Below are 17983 nucleotides of genomic sequence, written 5' to 3' on the forward strand. Positions count from 1 at the left end.
CAGTTGGAGCGGCGGCCCGGAATTAATCCGGGCTGCCTTTGTGTATGGCGGACAGGCAGCCCTGAGGAATCGGCTCCTGATCTTTGTCATCGATTCCCCGCTTTTTGCGGTACAGTTTCATTAATCCATAAATGAGTACAGGAACAATAATTAACCCTAGGAAAAACTCCCCCACATATCCCCCGACATGCTCACCAAACAAATACCCGGCAAAAAACATGATCAAAAGCCAGGCAGTGGCGCCGCTGTACGCGAAAAGCATGAATGTTTTAAAAGAAAGCCGGCTAAACCCATAAAGGAATGGGACAACCGCCCTGGCACCCGGCACAAAATAGCTGAGTGAAAGGGAGAAAGCATGGTATTTGTCCATCAGCCTGAGGGAAACGCCAATCTTCTTGGCAAACCGCTCCTTTTTGGACAAAAAATTCAGCAATGGCCAACCGATGAATCTGCCGAAACAATAGCTGGCCGTCAATGCAGTCAAAACTCCTCCGAGTGTGGTAAAGAATATGGGAAGTGTTTCCGCAGCGCTCCTGGACGCGGCAGCCCCTATAGTCATTATGATAATTTCATTAGGTACCGGAAGGGTCGAGGAACCAAGCAGAATCCATAAAAACAAACCGGCATAGCCGCTTTCTTCAAGGATATTCAAGAGAAAATCGAGATCCATCCATAGTTCCCCCCTGCCAGTTGGTTTCCTTTCCTATCCATTCCCCCTTTTTGTCAAGGGCAATCCTTTTCCAAACCGTATAGGCCAGCACCGATTTTCATATACATTAATGAATTGAAGTGTCCAAGAGACGCCATTTTTTACAAATAAATACCATCTCAGAAGGAAGTGATGCAATGCACTATTACGGTTATCCTTATACAATATATTCTAGGTATCCCGAGCATTTTGGCAGAATCTTTCCACCGGCCGTTCCCGACATGTTCATGGCCTCGGCGCGAAAGGTAAGGCCCGCCCTAACGGAGGCAGGCATTTTAGCAAATAAAATAGCAGGCTCCCGGGATTTCTCCAAACGGATTATGGAAGCGGCGCAGGCATCAAAAACGGAAACTGTCAGAAACCTGATTGCCTCATCCGGAATCAGGAAAGATGTCAAAATCATCTACGATCCTGATGGGATTACAATTGTTTTCGCCGATCCCGGCTGCTGCGGTGTTTCACTTACGTTAAGGTGGAAATAGACTTTTTCAACCCCTGTCCTTTTTCCCTTGTTTTACTTTCTTTAATTTTATCACAGGAGGAAGGGCTTTCCAAAGGATGCAATCAGGAAAAAAGGGCTGAGCCCTTAATGGGCAGCCCCTCCTTTTCATTCCCACAGCTGTTTTTCCGGGAGGAAGCGGTCAGCCATGCTGAAAACGAATTATTCAATAATACGGAAATCCATAGCCGCCGAACCCGTATCCGTATCCTGGAAATCCGAATCCAGGATAGCCACCGAATGGGACGAAGGGACGCGGGAAAAACAATGCGCTCCCCAATATTCCACCTAGCAGGCCGCCTAGAAATGGCCCTGCAAAAAACCGCTGATCCCCGCCATAGTAATATTGATTTCTCATGTCATACATATGGGAACCTCCTTTTCTGTGCTATAGCCTTCCCTATTTCATATGCAGGAAAGGAGGTGTTTGAGTGGGCGGGCTTTTGCGGGTGGTGATTGACGGCAAAAAGCCCTCCGGTCCCGGAGGGCTAGTTTGTTAGAGCAATCGTGATTTGGAATGCCTGTTATTTTTCAAATGGCTCGAATCGTTCAACAAACAGCGCGAGCGTTCTAGACATGACGCCTGTAGCACCCGATGGCCCAAGATCCGTGTCCTGCCTCGATGTAGCCGTACCCGCAATGTCAAGGTGCACCCACGGAGTCCCTTCGGCAAACTCCCCTACAAACGCGCCTCCCATTACAGCATGGCCCTCAGAGCCTGGTGAATTGTTTAAATCGGCGATTTTGCTGCCGCGGACCCTCTCAAGATCCTTTTCGAAGATTGGAAGGCGCCACATTTGTTCGCCTGCTTCATACGATGCTTCAAGCACTTGTTCAAACAGCTCTTCATTGTTCGTCATCGCGCCGGTAGTATGAAGGCCGAGCGCAGTGATTACCCCGCCTGTCAACGTTGCCACATCGACAAGGTATTGGGCTCCGTGGTGCTTGGCATACGTCATGGCATCCGCAAGGACCAAACGGCCTTCCGCATCTGTATTTAACACTTCAATCGTTTTCCCGCTCATCGACGTGATCACATCATCCGGCTTGAAAGCGCCGCCTCCAATCATATTGTCTGTCGACGGGATAACGGCGACGACATTCTGTTCAGGCTTTAATTCGCCGATGATTTCCATCGCACCCAAAACCGCCGCTGCGCCGCCCATGTCAGTCTTCATTCCAACAATGCCCGTTTTTGTCTTAATGGAATAGCCGCCTGTATCAAATGTAATGCCCTTGCCGACAAGGCCGATCGCATCCTCCCATGTTTCCTTGCCCTGGTATTTAAGGACAATCATCCTTGGCTCTTCGACAGACCCCTGGTTAACAGCAAGAAGAGCACCCATGCCAAGCTTCCTGATTTCCTCGAGTCCAAGGATTTCTGTTTCAAAGCCGTACTTTTCCCCAAGCTTACGGGCATACTCAGCCAAATCCGTTGCCTTTAGCATATTTCCAGGCGTGTTGACGAGTGTCCTCGCTGAATTTGTTCCCCGACCGTATGCATACCCGACCGTAAGCGAAGCGTTGATTTCCTGCTCATCCGCTGCTTCCGAATAGATAGTAATCTCTTCAAGCTTTTTCTCCGGTTCGTTTGGCTTTTGCTTATAGCCTTCGAAAATGTAGGTGGAGAGAGCGAATGCTTCGCTGACCGCATATGCCGCATCCTCCGCGTCGATATCGCCGGCCAGGAAAGAATCAAGGTAAAGAGCCACTTCTTCCTGCTTCGCATTTTTAAGCGACTTAAAAGCGCGGCCTAGCGCTTCCCGCAATTTATCAAATGTAAATTCTTTTTCCCTGCCGAGGCCGACAAACCAGATTTTTTTCGCACCGGCCTTGCCCAGGGTATGTAATTTGCCAACTTCCTTCAGCTTTCCTGAAATGTCGCCACTCTTGGCAAGTTCATTCAACTGGCCGCCAAACATTTCATCAAGCGCGGCCAGTCCGCCTTCAAACTTAACTGGCCTGTCAAAAAGGCCAACGACAAGGTTTTCATGGCTTGCCGAAAAATTCACTTCCGCCTTAACCTTAAACATCTCACAACCTCCCTTTTTATACACTTCAATTATATCGAAAAGGCAGAAAAATTCATATATAGCCGTTTCGCCCTAATCCTCGAGATACAAAAAGAGTACTGGAAGGGCCGGTAGGATATCGATTTGATCAAACGGGACCCTGTCGATGCTGTCGGGAATAAGCAGCCGACACTCATTAATGTAAGCAATCACCTTCTCAAGGTCCAACCCCCAATGCCTCGGCCTGTACCCCTGCAAATAGTCATGTGCGGCGTTCATCATCGCCCTGGCTCCTTTCACATTACCATAGCCATAATGGTAAAGGGCGACACTCATTTGCAAAAGGCCTTTGAAAAACAGGTTTCCCTTCTCTTCCATCCACATTTCTTCAAGAAGATCATGGCATGTATAATAATCACCTTCATTAAAATGAACAAAGAATTCATAGTACTGATCCGGATAAAGTTCCATTTGGCCACCCTCCCCCTTTGTTGGAAGCCTTTGTTCCATCATACTTCCGGATCTGGTTTTCCTCAAAGAATCAGTACAAATAGCGTATAAAAAATTATTGGTTTCCCTAAATAAAAAAAGCCGGCAACATAGTGCCAGCCCACTTTCCATTTTATTTTTTTTCGGATTTTATGTATTGTTGCCGGAAAACCTGCAGGGATTCCGTTTCATTCATGACAGTCAGTTCCTTTTCGGTCAGCTTCCCATTGCCCATTTTAACAATGAATACATCAACCGACTTTTTGCCCCATTCATTGAAAACGTCATCTACTGTTTCGAAATAAAGATCCAGCTTATGTCCTTTGATGGCGCTTCCAGTATCGGCTACCACTCCGTATCCATAACCCGGGATGAAAAGCACAGTCCCGATTGGGAATATCGTCGGGTCGGCGGCGACTGTTGAAAAGAGATCCCGTTTTACCTTGACCCCTGAGTATGTAATACCATATGCCGGGTGGTTTTCGTCCTTTCCGGTCGACTCAACCCCTGCCGTGTAGCCAGTGGCAATGACCGTTTTTTTCCTGTATTTACTCCAGTCAATCGCTTCCTCGAGCTTTGGCGGGGACGCCGCGACTGCTTCGCTTGATGATATTAAGCTTTGTGGCCTAATTGCTTGCCTGATTTTTTTAAGCTTCAAACCAACCGATTTCAATTTATGGGCAAAAAATGTGTGAACGCTTTTCTCGTGTTGTGGGGCTTCTTGTCCAATTCCAGAGTAGGAGATAAGCATTTTTGCCTCGACTCCAGAAATGGATTGAAAGGTAGTTGTAAGTGCCATAACAAATAAGAGTACCATGGCAAAACGCCTAGCCCAAACTTTTTTATGGTTCATATTTTCACTCCTCCCATGACAATCTTCCCCAAGAATCAGGAAAATATTCATAAAAGGAGCAAAAAAATGATTTTCAACGGGTAAATTTGCCTATACGGACATAAAAATAGCCTTTTTCACGAATGAAAAGGCTAGAACATTTGGTATCCATTTTTCCGTAAAAGCTTAATGGCGGCACCCGCGGCGATTGCACCGGCTAAACCGCTGGAAAGAATAATAACATCGGCCGACCCTAACGAAACAAGCTGGGTCCCTAGTTGGCCAAAAGCCGTTTTAGTATTTGTAAAATACTCAATAAACCTGACCTTGTCAACAATCAATAGAACAATGACCGGGTAAATGACAGCCATAATCCAAGACATCCTCAAAAGCATATTCAAAAGGAACCCAATTCCAAAAAATAGTACAAAGAATAAAAGCATCGATAAGACCAGTTCAACAATACTCATCATTCATCCCCCTCAGGCACTCAAGTTATAGTTTACTCAAGCCCGTTGGGTCAGTCAACAGCCCTGCCTAAAATCCAGGCGGCTGGTGTGAGGCCATTTTGGCTAATCCTTCTTTTTGCCGGAACCTCCACAGCATGTGCACGTTTCCGAACCGCCAAGAAGGAGCTGAAAATAGCCAAATCCTCCGCAGTACATACACTTTTTCGCATCTGTCTTAGTTGTTTTCATACGTTTCTCTCCTTTTGTTTTATTAACTTAATTTTCTGATAATATAACAGGAATATATGAAAACGAAAAGCGGAATATTCTCCAATTTCAGGCAATGAAAACGCATACATGCATGTCATGCTTTCATTATCTCGCTCTTTCTTAAAATTATTGAAAATTTAAATAATTCAATAAATAAAGACACGCTTTTACCACATATTTAGGGATTTTCGCCAAAACCTTCTCGGCTTTTTAAAAAAAGAGCTTGTACGATGTATAACCGAACTCTTTGCCAGGGTTAAGCTCGTCTTTGCCAGGAAGATGGGCAAGATTTCCGAGTCCGATTAAATAGTGGATGAGGATGGAAGCGTCCTTTTCCAACATCAATTCTTCAGGTGACATGTAGGCAACCTCGATGATTTCATTTTCCTGTCGGCGAATGATGCCTCCTTCCTTCGCATCAAGTAAAAACAGCAAAAGGTTGTCACTAAAATCGGACTCAATGACGCCGGTACGAAGGCCAATCAATCCTTTTACCGTGCACTCAATCCCGGTTTCTTCCATTACTTCCCTTACAGCCGCCTCATCCGCGGTTTCTCCCTCATCCACAAATCCTGCCGGGAGAGACCATTTACCCTTAAGGCCACCGTAGCTTTTTTTTACAACAAGCCATTTCCCCTGTTCGGATACAACAAGGCCAGCCGCGGCCAGCCAAACTTTCCCGCGCTTGTTCACCGCCATTCTCCCCACCCTTTCAAAAAATTATATTCCACATATGTATGTTTTGTTGAATCCATGTCTAAAATCTATGAAAAAAGACACCTTTTGTGATTGCTGGAATGTTGTTCTTTTACCGGAAAAAAGCTTGCCCAAACTTTCCGGGCAAAGCAAAAAGAGGCAGATCGCTCTGCCTCTCCCAATTATAGCACGTTGAACTTTCCTTTTTTCAATACAAGCCCGGCCCCGCCAACCATAAAGAGCGCACGGTTATCGATGACTTTTTTCATGAAGGAAGCTTTTCCGCCGGAAAGTTTCTTGCCGTATACCACGCCGATCGCATCGTCTTCTCCAAGCGAGCAAACGGTACCTTTGATATCCGGAACAAACGATTCCAGCTCTTCCTTGTCGCGCACAAGTGCGACAATATTCCTTGCTGCAACTTCGCCCTGCTGCATTGCGATTTGCGCTGTCGGCGGATACGGGCGATTGATTTCTTCATTGATGATCAATGAGCAGTCGCCAATAATGAAAATATCATTTAAGCCTGGGACGCGAAGGTCAGGCTGGACTTTCACACGGCCCCTCATCGCTTCAAAACCTGATTTCTCAATCACGGAATGTCCGCGTACGCCCGCTGCCCAAACCACGGTGCCAGCTTTAATTTCCATTAATTCATTTTCGCCCTTGGCAACGATGATACCCTCAGGCGTACATTCTTTAATCGCTGTTCCGATCATGAATTCTACGCCCCTGCGTTCAAGGGTTGCCATAGCGTAGTTAACTAGCTCGGGGTCAAATCCTGGAAGGACGGTTGGAGCAGCTTCAACACAAATCAAACGCACTTTGTTGAAATCAACATCGTACTCCTTGCAAAGTTCCGGAATCCGGTTCGACAATTCGCCAAGAAATTCAATGCCGGTAAAGCCCGCGCCGCCGACGACGATTGTCAGGCGCTCGTCTTTCTTTTCTTCTTCAAAATTGTAAGTCGCGAATTGGTACTCGATATGTTCACGAAGCTGTCGAGCCGAATTAACATTCGTAATCCCGAAGGCAAATTCCTTCAGACCTTTAATGCCAAATGTTTCTGGCTCGGCGCCCAAAGCAATTACAAGGTAATCGAAGGCAATTTCTCCTGTATCAAGGATGACCTTCTTTTCTTCCTTATTAACTTCTACGACCGTACCCTGAACGAATTCAACCTTTTGCCTGTCGATAACTGTATCGATGTCGTAACGGACACGGTCATGGTGCAGGGTCCCAGCGGAGGCTTCGTGCAGCCACGTTGTTTCGTAGTGATAATCATTTTTGTTGACCAGGACGATTTCCGCTTCATTTACCCCAACCATTTTCTGAAGTCGGACCGCGGTAATGAGCCCGCCATAGCCGGCCCCAAGAATGACGATTTTAGGGATTCTCAACGCAATCACTTCCACCTTTACATTATATTTTATACAAGTGTTTTTAGCTTCTGCCGCTGTTCTCCTGTTTAGTTAACCAATAATTTTTTGATTTCCCTAAATCTGGATAAAAAGCTGACCGAAAGAAAGATTGTGATTTTTTTCACTAGGGTGTTCAAAAAAAGTTTCTGATTTCGTCACAATTTAGTAACAATATTTCATATCCCATCTTATTCTTTTTCTTACGTATTTTCAAGCGAATTCTTTAACCAAAACGCTCCTTTTAAAATGTTCAACAATTCCGTTTATTTATTTTTCCCTTTATTGGCAAGGGATTTACTTAAAAAGGAATTAATTGGAATAGAAGTAAATGAAAGCACTTTCCTAAATTTTGCAGCATATGGCTTGTATCGGCACAGTTGTGGTATGATTATCTCTGGACTACCTTTACTACTTTGTTGGGGGGATACACACGTGCAAGAAGAGCAAAAAGTTTTTGATATTACCATTATTGGAGGAGGGCCAGTTGGCCTGTTTACCGCTTTTTATGGGGGTATGAGACAGGCTTCGGTAAAAATCATCGAGAGCCTTCCACAACTAGGCGGCCAGCTGTCAGCCCTTTATCCTGAAAAATATATATACGATGTTGCCGGCTTCCCGAAGGTTCGCGCCCAAGAACTGGTCAACAACCTGAAGGAGCAAATGGCCAAGTTCGAACCGGTGGTCGAGCTTGAGCAGTCGGTGGAAAAAGTCGAAAAGCAGGCTGACGGTGTTTTCAAGCTTACGACAAATAAGGAAACGCATTTTTCAAAAACAATCATTATCACCGCTGGAAACGGCGCATTCCAGCCACGCAGGCTAGAACTGGAAAGCGCTTCCCAGTATGAAGGAAAAAACCTTCACTATTTCATTGATGACTTGAACCATTTCGCCGGTAAAAAGGTTGTCGTGTTTGGCGGAGGAGATTCAGCGGTCGACTGGGCGCTAATGCTTGAGCCAATCGCTGAAAAAGTATCAATCATCCATCGCCGCGACAAGTTCCGTGCCCATGAGCATAGTGTTGAGAACCTTCACAATTCGAAGGTCGAAATCAAAACTCCGTATGTTCCAGATGAGTTGATTGGTGACGACGATATCAAACAGGTTGTCATCGCCAGCGTTGATGGCACTACAAAGGAAGCGATTGATGTCGATGCAGTCATCGTCAACTATGGTTTCGTTTCATCACTTGGCCCAATCAAGGAATGGGGTCTGCAAATCGAAAAGAACTCCATTTTAGTTAATTCAAAAATGGAGACAAATGTGCCTGGCATCTATGCCGCCGGGGATATCTGCACTTACGACGGTAAAGTCAAGCTGATCGCGTGCGGTTTCGGTGAAGCGCCGACAGCGGTTAACAACGCCAAAGCTTACATCGATCCAAAAGCAAAAATCCAGCCGCTCCATAGCTCGTCAATGTTTGGTGAATAAAATGAGACTTCCCGGTTTTCTGGGAAGCTTTTTTGTTTGAGGCTGTGCAGCTTCCCGGTTGTTTCCAGAAGGCTTTTATGAGGAAGTATGATAATCGGGACTAACCTTGCTTCTAATACCTTATTTGTGTTCTGATTCCATAACTTTTGGGACTTACCTTGCACATATAACCGGATCTGTGTCCCGATTCCTTTATTATCGGGATTCATTTTGCTCTTATAACCGGATCTGTGTCCCAATTCCTCGTTCAATGCGACTCAGTTTGCTTCTAATACCTCATCTGTGTCCCAATTCCATAACTTTCGGGACTCACCTTGCTTCTAATACCTCATCTGTGTCCCAATTCAACGTTTTACAAATCCCACTCTGATTTCACGAGTGCACTTTTATTTTTCCAAAAGAAAAAACCTTCCCATCCATTATGGTTGCCCAAAATGGCCAGGAAGGGAATAGCTTTATTTTTCAAAAAAGCGCTTTAGCAATCTTCCGGGGTGCCGGCGGCTGTAGCTGTGCGGAACGATGAGCCGCATCCACATGAAGCGATGGCGTTCGGGTTATCGATGGTGAAGCCTCCGCCCATCAAGGATTCTTTATAATCAATCTTTGTCCCGTTCAGGATCGGGCCGCTTTCCTTGTCGACCAAAATTTGAATCCCGAACTGTTCGAGTTGGATATCATCTTCACCAATTTCATGGTCAATTCCCATGCCATATGAAAGGCCGCTGCAACCGCCGCCTTTTACACTAACGCGAAGGTATCCTTCCTCTTCATTTTGCTTCATCATATCCTTAATTTGCAGGGCTGCCGCTTCTGTAAGATTTACAATTTGGTTTTCCATCCAAAGCCCTCCTTTTCCTAGCCTTAATTACAGTATATTTCAGTTGAGTGTAAGTTCTCAACATGTCTGCCCATCTTTGGCAAAATTAGAACATTGGATTTTCATCCAGGTATTGGTAGATGTTTTCCACAAGTTCCTCCGGCGTGCCACCCGTGACAGGTTCCCCATTGACGAGGGCATACATGGAGGAAGCACATTTTCCGCAATAGCCTAGGCACCCGTATTCCACGATATCAAGGTTCGGGTCCCTTTCGAGTTTTTCAAGGGCAGCCTGGGCGCCGCTCGCAAGGTTGCTGATACAGAACTCTATTAACGGTTTAATCATTCACTCACCTCATCTTGTACACCCTATTATCCTACCCCTTTTGCCCTTTCCAGTCAATTACCATACACTCTTAGGTAAGGTCAATATGTCAAGTGAATTTGTTGAGAAATTGACACAATTTAGCTATACTCAAACTGAGTGAATGTGCGTATTTAAAAACTATGCCGCGAAAATTTTACCCGTTTACTAAAATCATTTGCGCATACAAAAGGGGATTATTTTATGACGAATTTAGTTATCCTTGGGGGAGGATATGGCGGGATGAGGCTACTAAACGAGCTTCTCCCGGACCACTTGCCTTCTGGAGTTTCGGTAACGCTTGTGGACAAAAATCCTTATCATTCCCTTAAAACGGAATATTATGCGCTTGCCGCAGGAACAGTTTCGGATAGAGAGCTCCGTGTCGACTTTCCGGAACATCCGCGCCTAACCATTAAATACGGCGATGTGACTGGAATAAATCTTGGCGAGCAGTCCGTCGATTTGAACAGCTCCGAAAAAATCGGCTATGACATTCTCGTGATTGGCCTTGGCTGCGAGGATAAATACCATAACGTTCCGGGTGCAGACCGATACACCCTGAGTATCCAAAGCATCGAAAAGTCCCGCCAGACGTATCAAACGTTAAGCAACCTTGCTCCCGGCGGAACTGTTGGCATTGTCGGTGCTGGCCTGAGCGGTGTTGAACTGGCGAGCGAGCTGAGTGAAAGCCGTCCTGATCTTCAGGTTAAGCTTTTTGACAGGGGCAACCATATCCTGCCTGCTTTCCCCGACCGCCTCAGTGAATACGTGGAAAATTGGTTCGTCCGCCACGGCGTCGAGGTCATCAATAATTCCAATATTACGAGAGTAGAAGAAAACGTACTTTATAACCATGACGAACCGGTTCAGTGCGACGCGGTTGTTTGGACCGCCGGCATCCAGGCAAACAGGATTGTCCGCGAACTCGATGTGGAGAAGGATTCATCAGGAAGGTTAACGGTGACTCCACATCATCACCTTCCCGGCTATGAGAATGTATTTGTTGTCGGGGATTGCGCGAGCCTTACACATGCGCCAAGCGCGCAGCTTGCCGAGGGGCAGGCCGAACAAATCGCCGAAATCCTCAAAAAAAGATGGAGCGGCGAAGAGATTCCCGAAACACTGCCGCCAATTAAATTGAAGGGCGTCCTCGGGTCGCTGGGAAAAAAACAAGGTTTTGGCATGATGGCGGAACGCGCGATTACTGGCCGTGTCGCACGACTGCTTAAATCCGGGGTGCTATGGTTGTATAAATATCATAAGGGATGATGGCGAAACCAGGTATTGCGCCTGGTTTTTTATATGGTACGCGGCCGCGGCTAGGCAGTTTTTTGTTGCCGCCTTTTTTAAAAAAACGAAAGGCACCCAATGGTTTTTTGGGATGCCTCTGGTACCTGGCAACGGCTATTTCCTTGTTCGTTTTTTTAATTTAGCTAAAACTTCCAGTTGGATGGAGTTGGATGGCATTGCGAACCCATCCGCCACCGACACTTTGTTATTCCGCCCGGTAGCCGTGGTTTTCGAGCTCGGCGAATACCGTTTTAAGCCGGGGGTTCCCTTCACCGACGATTTTGTCGCCGATGAGGACGACAGGATAAAACATGTCTTCTTCAATGACGCGTTCGGCAAAGGACCTTTTTTCTTCCGCTTCAGGTGGGTTATAAATATCGACATAGGTTATATCTAACGGCTGGTCCGGAAATTTCCGGCTTACCGCCGCTTCGAGCCATTCATAGGTTTCTTTGGACGACGGCAGATTTACACAGCTTGGACAAAGTTGATCCGCCCCATAAACAATTATTTCCACTTTCTTTTCTCCCATACTGAATCACCCCTTGACCAAATTTTACAACATTTTGACGATATTAAAATAAAAAAGCTCTTTAATCAAAGTTTTCCTGTTCCGAAGAATGGATTTTTAACCTCTATCAGATTATAATAGATAGTATGAAAGGAGTCGATTTTCATGACAGAACAGGAAATGATTGCACAGGTTCAAGAAGTTCTAGATAAATTGCGCCCGTTTCTCCTTCGCGATGGCGGCGATTGTGAATTAGTCGATGTCGAGGATGGCATTGTTAAACTCCGTTTGCTTGGTGCATGCGGCAGCTGCCCGAGCTCGACAATCACACTTAAAGCCGGGATTGAACGCGCGCTTCTTGAAGAAGTCCCTGGCGTTGTCGAAGTTGAACAAGTATTCTAAATTATGTATAGCAAAGCGATTGCCCCAACCAGGCAATCGCTTTTTTTAGTCTCCGGACCAGGATTAGTTTTTCCAGTCTTTATTCACAATTGTTTTCGGTTCTTTGCCTGACAGAACAAGGCTGATATTATCCGCGCACAGCTTCATCATCGTCATTCTCGTTTCGATGCTCGAGCTTCCGATATGTGGAATCGCCGTCACATTTTTAAGCTTCAAAAGCGGATGACTGGCACTGATTGGCTCTTTGTCAAATACATCCAGCCCAGCTCCGGCAATTTCCCCTTCAGCAAGCGCGTCATACAGCGCTTCTTCATCAACAACCGGGCCGCGGGCGGCGTTTACAAAAATGGCGGTTTTCTTCATTTTCCTGAACACATCCCGGGTAAACATCCCTCTTGTTTGCTCTGTTAGCGGCGTCATGCACACGACGAAATCGGATTCCGCTATAAGTTCATCGAAGGATACGTATTGGGCACCGATTGCTTCCTCGACCTCCATATTCCGTGACCGATTATGGTAAAGGATGGCCATATCAAAACCGGTTGCGCGCTTTGCCACGGCGGCACCGATTTTGCCCATCCCGACAATGCCAATCGTTTTATGGTGAATGTCCTGCCCTGCCAAAAGGAGCGGGCTCCAGCTTTTCCATTTGTCTTCTTTGATAAGATCAGCCGCTTCGACAATTCTGCGGGCCGCAGCCATTAGGAGAGCAAACGTCAGGTCGGCTGTCGTATCCGTCAGGACATCGGGCGTATTGCAGACCGCAATTCCCCTTCTCGCCGCAGCGGGAACATCAATGTTGTCAAAACCCACCGCAAGATTGGCGACTACCTTCAGATTCTTCCCCACGTTGAAAACTTCCTCGTCAATTCGGTCGGAAAGCATTGTCAAAAGGGCATCCGCTTTGGTCGCCTCTTCCAGGAGCCTCTCCCTCGGAACCGGCATCTCCTCCTTGACCCACATGGATACTTCATAGTTTCCGCGTAATCCCTCCACTGCTTCATCAGGCAATTTACGTGTAATAAATATGTATGGCTTCATTTTTCATCCCTCCAGATAAAAGGGCAAGCCTCGTTCAGTCCCGATGCTTGTCCTCTTTGTAAAAAACCCGTCATACCTTTATAGTATCACAATATGACGGGTTTAAAGCATTCAGCGGTTCGCCTGCCAGGAGGAAGTAAATTTGGTCATACAGCAATCAACATGACGGGGAAAAAGTAACTATCGGTTTGCCTGCCACTCAGGTTTTGGCAGCGCTGAGGCAAATGGCGAACCGGCTGTGGCAAAAAATGAAGCGGTAAATTGCTCGTAGTCCGATGTCTGCTTTAAGATGGCGATTAGCCGGTCCTCAAGTGCCTTCTGGATCGACTCCCGATTGGAGCTGTAATACGTTTCAATGGTTTCAAGATAATGTAGAGGAAACAAAAGCCTCGCATACAGGAGCCTCCACGAAAACTTTGATAAAGGCGCGATGCTTCGGTAGTCCGAGAAGAACTGCGCGATTTCCGGGCCGCATGTTCTGCTGTTATGAAAAAACCTTCCTCTCGCCCATTCCGCCAAATCGCGGCTGCGATGATCAAAAACCCAATCCATCGGATTCTTTAAAACATATTGCCTCCCCCAGGATCCTTCCGAAAACCTTTCATGGCAGACTGTTCCGCCATCAATCATTTCCGCATCCTCATCTAGCTCGGTATCGACGAGATATTGGATGGCATTTTCCGAAAGCCCCACAAAATACGGGAACGATTCAATGAATATCCGTTCAAATTCATCAGATGCGGGTTGGAAAATCCGTTCCGACCACACCCGCTCCATTTGGTCGAGCCTTGTTTCCCACATGTTTTTCCATTGGCCGATCCTGGCCGTTTTTTCGACCTGAAAGGGAACCATCCTCCCCCGCTCGTGAAATTTTGCGAGCTTCCGCCCAAGCCGCATTTGCCCTTGGCGCGCTGGAGGACCCAAAGCAAGCAGGCAATACTTCCCCCCTTCCCAATCGGCAATGATACTCCCGCTTTTCGTCGGTAGGATTGCGGGAACATTCCGGTCCCCATATGCCGTTAAATGGGCGGCTATTTTTTGAAGTTCGGCCGCCTCTTCCTCTTCTTTTCCCCGGGAGTTGGCCACAATATAGTAAAAGCCATTCCCCCTGAAAGCATCGTAGGATTCAATCCTCATATATTCTCCAGCAGTAATCCCGTACACTTTTTCAAGCATTTGCCCGAGCATGATACCACCTGCCTTCCCGGATTCCCTACTATGTATATGCCTATGCGCGGCAAACTTGTTGCGCCCGTTTTTTTAAAAATCGGAATGAACCGGCGGCAATTGCAAACAATATGGAAGAATCCCCAAATTTGTTCCTTTTGGGGAGGTCAGGCATAATGTAAAGAAATAGGGTTATATATATAGTGAAAATTACGGGGAAAGGTGACTACCACATGTCTGAGAAGAAGAACGAAAACTTAACGGAAACTACCGCCCGCAGATGGCTGAAGGAGCGGGGGGTCGAGGTCCAGGATATCGCCGACCTCGTCTATTTCTTGCAGCAAAAGTACCATGAAGACTTGAAAATTGAAGACTGCCTCCACAATGTCGAGCGCGTCCTCTCAAAAAGGGAAGTCCAAAATGCGATCATTACCGGTATCCAGCTTGATATGCTTGCCGAGAAAGGCCTTCTGGAGGAGCCGCTCCAGTCCATCATAAAAACAGATGAAAGCCTGTATGGCGTGGATGAAATCCTTGCTTTCTCGATCGTGAATGTATATGGTTCGATCGGATTCACAAATTATGGATACATCGATAAGCAGAAACCGGGGATCCTGAGGCGCTTGAATGATAAATCGACCGGAGAAGTGCACACCTTCCTGGATGATATCGTCGGAGCGGTTGCCGCTGCAGCATCGAGCCGCCTCGCACATCGCGCCGAAAACGCGGAATAACAAAGTGTATAAAATTTTTAAAAGTCCAGCCATGAGACGGCTGGACTTTTTGCATTTATGCGTCCCATTCATCAAGGGAGTCAATTGAGTACGTGGGCTTTTTTTCGTAATTTACCAATAGTTCGCGGCTTGTCACGCCGGTATGGACAAGGAGGGTGTCAAGGCCGGCATTCATCCCGGCGAGAATATCGGTATCATAATAGTCGCCGACCATAATCGTTTCCTCCTTGTTTGTTCCAAGAACTTTTAAAGCCTGCTCCATGATAATCGATTCGGGCTTCCCGATGAATGTCGGCTGTACCCCTGTCGATGCGGTAATCGCCGCCGTAATTGCTCCATTTGCCGGCAGCATTCCCCGCTCCGTCGGGACTGCCAAATCGCTGTTGGTTGACATAAATCGAGCACCGTTGCGGACAGCGAGGCAGGCTACAGCGAGCTTTTCATACGTCAAAGCCGTATCAAGCCCTACGACGACATAATCGGCATGCTCCGCTCCGGGAACGAGCCCCTTTTCATGAAGAGCGTGGCGAAGCCCCTCTTCCCCAATCATAAACACAGAAGCTCCTTGCTTCTCGCCGGCGATGAAGCTTGCTGTTGCCAAGCTTGAAGTGAATACGTGTTCTGCGGTGGCGGGTATGTCAAAACGGCGCAGCTTTTCGGCGACTTGGGCTGGCGTTCGGGTCGAGTTGTTCGTGACGAACAAGTACGGAATTCCTTTACTTTCAAGCCTCTTCACAAAATCGGAAGCCGCCTCAATCCGTTCCGTACCTCTATACATCGTTCCATCAAGATCAATCATGTAGCCTTTATATTTTTTCACTATTATCACTCCCGGTCTGCAGTTTATCTTTCCTGGAATAAAAAAAGGCCGCTTGCACGCGGCCAGGTCGATGGGTTATTTTTTAAAAGCCGATACAGGCCCGAGCTCGTTGATTAGGTATGCCCTGACCATTCCTGGGAAGGTCTCGACTCCATCCAGGATTTCCGCAATATCAGCAACAAGCTTATTATGGTCGATGGCTGTATAGTACTGGACAAGTTGTTTCCGGTGGGAAACGAGCACCTTCAGGTTGGCGGATACTTGCTCATCGATCACCTTCTCATCGAGGAGAATGTCAATAATATCTTCATAGCTTCCTGGATCACGCATGATGAAGCCATCAATCATTGCGTTGCCGACATCAAGCATCGCTTCGGCCAGCATATGGACAATCCTTTCAAGCGCGGCTTTTTCAAGCGGGGACTCCCACTTCCCATGCGCCCTAAACAGCCCGGCCAACTGCTCAATGTAGAGGAGTCTTTCCTCCATCTGATCCCGGTTGACAAAGTACATACGTCCACATCCCTATGTTGCAATTTTTTTCGCCAGCATTCTTGGCCTTGCATAGAAATAACCTTGTGCAAGGTCTACGTTGTTACGAGTAAGTACGGAAGCCTCTTCCTCATTTTCAATGCCTTCTGCGACAACAAGTGAGCCTGCCTCTTTGGCGACAAGCAAAAGCCCCTTCAGCATCGATTCCTTCACTGAATTTTTGTCGATGTTTTCAATGACGGAGCGGTCGATTTTGATGATGTCGGGCATCACCTCGTTAATTGTGTTCAGGCTTGCATAGCCGGAGCCTGTATCGTCAACCGCAATCCGGAATCCCATCAGGCGGAGGACTTTAATGTTGTAGATGAAGTCCCGCATCTCTTCCATTGAATCTCGTTCCGTAATTTCGAAAGTGATTCGCTTCGGGGAAATAATCTTGTATTTTTGCATCAGTCTTTTCACATCGCGGATAAACCGTTCATTTCCAAGCGTCAGCGGCGTGAAATTAATAAAGATATCCTGCGTGCATTCAATCTGCCCAATTTCCTCAAGCGCCTTCTCTAGCACGACGAGTTCCAATTCGTATAGCTTCCCCGTCTGCCTGGCGACGGAGAAAAGCGTTAATGGGTTTTCAAGCATCGTGCCTGCCGGGCCCCGAGTCAGCATTTCAAATGCGCGGGCTTCCTTTGTCGCCACATCGAAAATCGGCTGGGCGAGCAGGAAAATTTCCTTTTGGGAAATGATTTTGCTCATGATAAAGAGCATTTCATTAAACTCGGATTCAATTCGCTTTTCAGCCATTGCCACGGCCTGTTGATGGGCTTTTAAGATGGCTTCCTGGACTGAATAATGCTTCTTTTCAACAAACATATAGCCTGTTTCAAGAACCATTTGCGCTGTTGGGAACTCTTCATGCAACTCCCTTCGTCCCGTGCCAGCCACTTTCCTCATGATTGAATCAATCACGGACAGCCCGTTCCGGTCATGCCCGACACGTACGTAAAGCGACAACCCATCTCCATAAAAATCATGAAGTGAAATGATGTCCACTTCTTCCACTTCGGTTTCAACGGCCTCGCGAAAAACTTCCCTGAACCGCCCCATGAATTTTGGAAATTCGGCTGGGCCAAGGAAATCGGCGAGTTCCTTCAAATTTTTCAGGTTAAATACAATAACGGCAGCCTCGTAGCCTTCCCGGAAAGCATTTTTTACTCCCTGGGCAACCGGGTTCCTGAGGACGAATTGCGGAGGGAAAAACTTTATGGATGACAGGGGAAGAACAATCTTGCCCCATTGCAAGAGTTGAGTTGCCTTTGTCACATACTGACGGACCATTCGTTTCATTCCTCTCCGATGTGCCTGTAATCGTATTGTAACACAATTTGGCAGTTTTCGTCGTTTTTATATCCAATTTTCCAAAAAAGGTGTCGACATGCATTTGTTGGTGGAATTTTGGTATTATGGGATATGAAGAAATAGAATAGCGTAAGCGCCTTTTTCCTATGTAGGTTTGGCGCTTTGGACATTTTTTTCATTC

General features: G+C 46.7%; 22 protein-coding genes. 5 read left to right on the plus strand and 17 right to left on the minus strand.

All coding sequences use genetic code 11. The features are described 5' to 3' along the window. Positions 1-22: 22 nt before the first annotated feature. Complete coding sequence (locus tag V1499_RS17355) at positions 23-670, minus strand: DedA family protein (RefSeq protein ID WP_409271112.1); 648 nt, start codon at positions 668-670, stop codon at positions 23-25. Between the two features lie 176 nt (positions 671-846). On the opposite strand from V1499_RS17355, the gene V1499_RS17360 reads away from it, so the two are divergent. Continuing rightward, a complete protein-coding gene (locus V1499_RS17360; RefSeq protein WP_409271114.1) occupies positions 847-1191 on the plus strand; it encodes a hypothetical protein in 345 nt (114 codons plus the stop codon). Positions 1192-1374: 183 nt separating this feature from the next. Here the strand turns inward: V1499_RS17360 and V1499_RS17365 are convergent, their stop codons facing one another. The 8 genes from V1499_RS17365 to V1499_RS17400 all read right to left on the minus strand — a co-directional run bounded on the left by V1499_RS17365 (position 1375) and on the right by V1499_RS17400 (position 7356). Next, on the minus strand, positions 1375-1575 hold the full coding sequence (locus V1499_RS17365; protein WP_409271116.1) for a hypothetical protein: 201 nt from the start codon (positions 1573-1575) through the stop codon (positions 1375-1377). 157 nt (positions 1576-1732) lie between these two features. Next, complete coding sequence (locus V1499_RS17370) at positions 1733-3241, minus strand: leucyl aminopeptidase (protein WP_409271117.1); 1509 nt, start codon at positions 3239-3241, stop codon at positions 1733-1735. A 72-nt stretch (positions 3242-3313) separates the two neighbouring features. Further along, entirely contained in the window at positions 3314-3691 is a 378-nt protein-coding gene (locus tag V1499_RS17375; protein WP_409271119.1) for a DUF309 domain-containing protein, read from the minus strand. Between the two features lie 151 nt (positions 3692-3842). Beyond that, positions 3843-4562, minus strand: coding sequence for a 3D domain-containing protein (locus V1499_RS17380; protein WP_409271121.1), 720 nt, complete (start codon positions 4560-4562; stop codon positions 3843-3845). A 131-nt stretch (positions 4563-4693) separates the two neighbouring features. Further along, complete coding sequence (locus V1499_RS17385; RefSeq protein ID WP_409271123.1) at positions 4694-5011, minus strand: YuiB family protein; 318 nt, start codon at positions 5009-5011, stop codon at positions 4694-4696. 102 nt (positions 5012-5113) lie between these two features. Then, the gene (locus V1499_RS17390) at positions 5114-5239 is read right to left on the minus strand and encodes a YuiA family protein (RefSeq protein ID WP_409271125.1); all 126 of its coding nucleotides are present in this window, start codon (positions 5237-5239) and stop codon (positions 5114-5116) included. Between the two features lie 231 nt (positions 5240-5470). Beyond that, positions 5471-5953, minus strand: a complete 483-nt coding sequence (locus V1499_RS17395; RefSeq protein WP_409276328.1) for an NUDIX domain-containing protein — start codon at positions 5951-5953, stop codon at positions 5471-5473. A 185-nt stretch (positions 5954-6138) separates the two neighbouring features. Then, positions 6139-7356, minus strand: a complete 1218-nt coding sequence (locus tag V1499_RS17400; RefSeq protein ID WP_409271127.1) for an NAD(P)/FAD-dependent oxidoreductase — start codon at positions 7354-7356, stop codon at positions 6139-6141. A gap of 453 nt (positions 7357-7809) precedes the next feature. Here V1499_RS17400 and V1499_RS17405 point away from each other — a divergent pair, with 453 nt between their 5' ends. After that, positions 7810-8805 carry an NAD(P)/FAD-dependent oxidoreductase gene (locus V1499_RS17405; RefSeq protein WP_409271129.1) on the plus strand — a complete coding sequence of 332 codons (996 nt, stop codon included), beginning with the start codon at positions 7810-7812 and terminating at the stop codon, positions 8803-8805. Positions 8806-9280: 475 nt separating this feature from the next. Here V1499_RS17405 and V1499_RS17410 read toward each other — a convergent pair whose 3' ends face one another. Then, on the minus strand, positions 9281-9643 hold the full coding sequence (locus tag V1499_RS17410; protein ID WP_409271130.1) for a HesB/IscA family protein: 363 nt from the start codon (positions 9641-9643) through the stop codon (positions 9281-9283). A gap of 85 nt (positions 9644-9728) precedes the next feature. Continuing rightward, positions 9729-9968 (minus strand): YuzB family protein, encoded by a 240-nt coding sequence (locus V1499_RS17415; RefSeq protein ID WP_409271132.1) that lies wholly within the window; start codon positions 9966-9968, stop codon positions 9729-9731. Between the two features lie 222 nt (positions 9969-10190). On the opposite strand from V1499_RS17415, the gene V1499_RS17420 reads away from it, so the two are divergent. Then, positions 10191-11258, plus strand: a complete 1068-nt coding sequence (locus tag V1499_RS17420) for an NAD(P)/FAD-dependent oxidoreductase (protein ID WP_409271134.1) — start codon at positions 10191-10193, stop codon at positions 11256-11258. 226 nt (positions 11259-11484) lie between these two features. Here V1499_RS17420 and V1499_RS17425 read toward each other — a convergent pair whose 3' ends face one another. Continuing rightward, positions 11485-11811, minus strand: a complete 327-nt coding sequence (locus V1499_RS17425; protein ID WP_409271136.1) for a YuzD family protein — start codon at positions 11809-11811, stop codon at positions 11485-11487. 144 nt (positions 11812-11955) lie between these two features. On the opposite strand from V1499_RS17425, the gene V1499_RS17430 reads away from it, so the two are divergent. Next, entirely contained in the window at positions 11956-12192 is a 237-nt protein-coding gene (locus V1499_RS17430; RefSeq protein WP_059173595.1) for a NifU family protein, read from the plus strand. A 63-nt stretch (positions 12193-12255) separates the two neighbouring features. Here V1499_RS17430 and V1499_RS17435 read toward each other — a convergent pair whose 3' ends face one another. Continuing rightward, positions 12256-13233: a 2-hydroxyacid dehydrogenase gene (locus tag V1499_RS17435; RefSeq protein WP_409271139.1), complete on the minus strand. Its 978-nt coding sequence runs from the start codon at positions 13231-13233 to the stop codon at positions 12256-12258. Between the two features lie 180 nt (positions 13234-13413). Beyond that, a complete protein-coding gene (yutH, locus tag V1499_RS17440) occupies positions 13414-14421 on the minus strand; it encodes a spore coat putative kinase YutH (RefSeq protein ID WP_409271141.1) in 1008 nt (335 codons plus the stop codon). A 212-nt stretch (positions 14422-14633) separates the two neighbouring features. On the opposite strand from yutH, the gene V1499_RS17445 reads away from it, so the two are divergent. Next, positions 14634-15134, plus strand: coding sequence for a phosphatidylglycerophosphatase A (locus tag V1499_RS17445; protein WP_316571550.1), 501 nt, complete (start codon positions 14634-14636; stop codon positions 15132-15134). A 55-nt stretch (positions 15135-15189) separates the two neighbouring features. Here V1499_RS17445 and V1499_RS17450 read toward each other — a convergent pair whose 3' ends face one another. The 3 genes from V1499_RS17450 to V1499_RS17460 all read right to left on the minus strand — a co-directional run bounded on the left by V1499_RS17450 (position 15190) and on the right by V1499_RS17460 (position 17781). Continuing rightward, positions 15190-15954, minus strand: a complete 765-nt coding sequence (locus V1499_RS17450; RefSeq protein ID WP_409271143.1) for a TIGR01457 family HAD-type hydrolase — start codon at positions 15952-15954, stop codon at positions 15190-15192. A 75-nt stretch (positions 15955-16029) separates the two neighbouring features. Further along, positions 16030-16467, minus strand: a complete 438-nt coding sequence (locus V1499_RS17455; protein WP_409271145.1) for a DUF86 domain-containing protein — start codon at positions 16465-16467, stop codon at positions 16030-16032. 12 nt (positions 16468-16479) lie between these two features. Then, a complete protein-coding gene (locus V1499_RS17460) occupies positions 16480-17781 on the minus strand; it encodes an EAL domain-containing protein (protein ID WP_409271147.1) in 1302 nt (433 codons plus the stop codon). Positions 17782-17983: the final 202 nt, after the last annotated feature.

This window comes from Neobacillus oceani, assembly GCF_046237595.1.
In the GTDB taxonomy this organism is placed as follows: Bacteria; Bacillota; Bacilli; order Bacillales; family Cytobacillaceae; genus Bacillus_D; species Bacillus_D oceani.